The organism is Kocuria sp. CPCC 205231, assembly GCF_040980965.1.
Taxonomy (GTDB): domain Bacteria; phylum Actinomycetota; class Actinomycetes; order Actinomycetales; family Micrococcaceae; genus Kocuria; species Kocuria rosea.
In genome coordinates, this window is the sequence record NZ_JAVKPP010000049.1 from 1 (window position 1) to 2052 (window position 2052).

The window sequence follows — 2052 nt, forward strand, 5'->3', positions numbered from 1 at the left end:
CCGGAGGTCGCATGAGAATCGCCCTGTTCGCCACGTGCATCGTGGACGCGATGTATCCGCGGGTCGCGCTGGCCACCGTGCGGGTGCTCGAGCGGCTCGGCCACGAGGTGGTGTTCCCGCCCGGCCAGGGCTGCTGCTCCCAGATGCACGTCAACAGCGGCTACTTCGACGACGCCCTGCCCGTGGTCCGCAACCACGTGCAGGCCTTCTCCGCCGTGGACTACGACGTGGCCGTGGCGCCCTCGGGCTCCTGTGTCGCCTCCCTGGGCCACCAGCAGCCGATGATCGCCCGCGCCGGCGGGGACGAGGCCCTCGCCCAGGAGGCCGCGGCCGTGGCCGCCACCACCTACGAGCTCTCGCAGCTGCTGACCGACGTGCTCGGCGTCCACGACGCGGCCGCGCAGCTCGGCTCCTGGTTCCCCCACCGGGTGACCTACCACCCGTCCTGCCACGGGATGCGGCTGCTGCGCCTGGGGGACCGGCAGAAGGACCTGGTCGCCTCGGTCGGGGACATCGACTTCGTCGAGCTGCCCGACGCCGAGGAGTGCTGCGGCTTCGGCGGGACCTTCTCGTTCAAGAACCCGGACGTCTCCGCCGCGATGGCCGAGGAGAAGATCGACAACATCGTCTCGACCGGCGCCGAGCTGTGCACCGGGGGGGACGCCTCCTGCCTGATGCACCTGGGCGGGGCCATGGCCCGCCGGGGAACGGGTGCGGGCACCGTCCACTTCGCCGAGATCCTCGCGTCCACCCGCGAGAACCCGCTCGAGGTCTCCGGGCCGGTCGAGCTGTCCATCCCGGGGCCGGGGGCGCGCCGCACGGCGTCGTCCTCGGCCCCCCGCACGACCGGAGGAGCTCGATGAGCCGCACGGCCCTGGGCATGCCCGCCGTCCGCCCCGTCCACGGCCAGGGGAACCTGCACGCGCAGACCGCGTTCCCCGCCGCGGCGAAGGCCGAGATGGGCAACACGCAGATGCGCGCCAACATCCGCCACGCCACCCACACCATCCGCGGCAAGCGCGCCGCGGTGGCGGGCGAGCTGCCCGACTGGGAGGAGCTGCGCTCCGCCGGCTCCGCGATCAAGGAGCAGGTCATGGCGAACCTGCCGCACCTGCTCGAGGAGTTCGAGCGCAACCTCACGGCCCGCGGCGGCACCGTGCACTGGGCGCGCGACGCCGAGGAGGCCAACCGGATCGTCACCGAGCTCGTGCAGGCCACCGGGTCCACCGACGTCATCAAGATCAAGTCCATGGCGACCCAGGAGATCGGCCTCGAGGCCCACCTCGAGGAGCACGGGATCACCGCCACGGAGACGGACCTGGCCGAGCTGATCGTCCAATTGGGCCACGACAAGCCGTCCCACATCCTGGTCCCGGCGATCCACAAGAACCGGCACGAGATCCGCGACATCTTCCTGGCCGAGATGGCCGAGACCGACGAGACGCTCACGTCCGAGCCCCGGGACCTCGCCGAGGCCGCCCGCACCCACCTGCGGGAGAAGTTCCTCTCCACCTCCGTGGCGGTCTCCGGGGCGAACTTCGGCGTGGCCGAGACCGGGACGCTGACCGTGGTGGAGTCCGAGGGCAACGGCCGCATGTGCCTGACCCTGCCCGAGACCCTGATCACCGTGATGGGCATCGAGAAGATCGTGCCCACCTTCCAGGACCTCGAGGTGTTCCTGCAGCTGCTCCCGCGCTCCTCCACCGGGGAGCGGATGAACCCCTACACCTCGATGTGGACCGGTGTGACACCGGGGGACGGCCCGCAGAACGTGCACGTGGTGCTCCTGGACAACGGCCGCACCGCGGTGCTCGACGACCCCGCCGGGCGCTCGGCGCTGCACTGCATCCGCTGCTCGGCGTGCCTGAACGTCTGCCCGGTCTACGAGCAGGCCGGCGGTCACGCCTACGGCTCCACCTACCCGGGGCCCATCGGGGCGATCCTCTCCCCGCAGCTGACCGGCATCACCTCCGAGCAGAACGCCTCCCTGCCCTACGCCTCCTCGCTGTGCGGGGCCTGCTACGACGTGTGCCCGGTGAAGATCAACATCCC

At 71.4% G+C, this 2052-nt stretch carries 2 protein-coding genes; both read left to right on the forward strand.

Going from position 1 to position 2052, the window contains the following annotated elements; translation table 11 throughout:
* Positions 1–11: 11 nt before the first annotated feature.
* On the forward strand, positions 12–863 hold the full coding sequence (locus tag RF640_RS18770) for a (Fe-S)-binding protein (protein ID WP_126346972.1): 852 nt from the start codon (positions 12–14) through the stop codon (positions 861–863).
* The coding region (locus tag RF640_RS18775; protein WP_368828653.1) for a lactate utilization protein B at positions 860–2052 on the forward strand (1193 nt) is incomplete at its 3' end. The genes RF640_RS18770 and RF640_RS18775, both read left to right, overlap by 4 nt.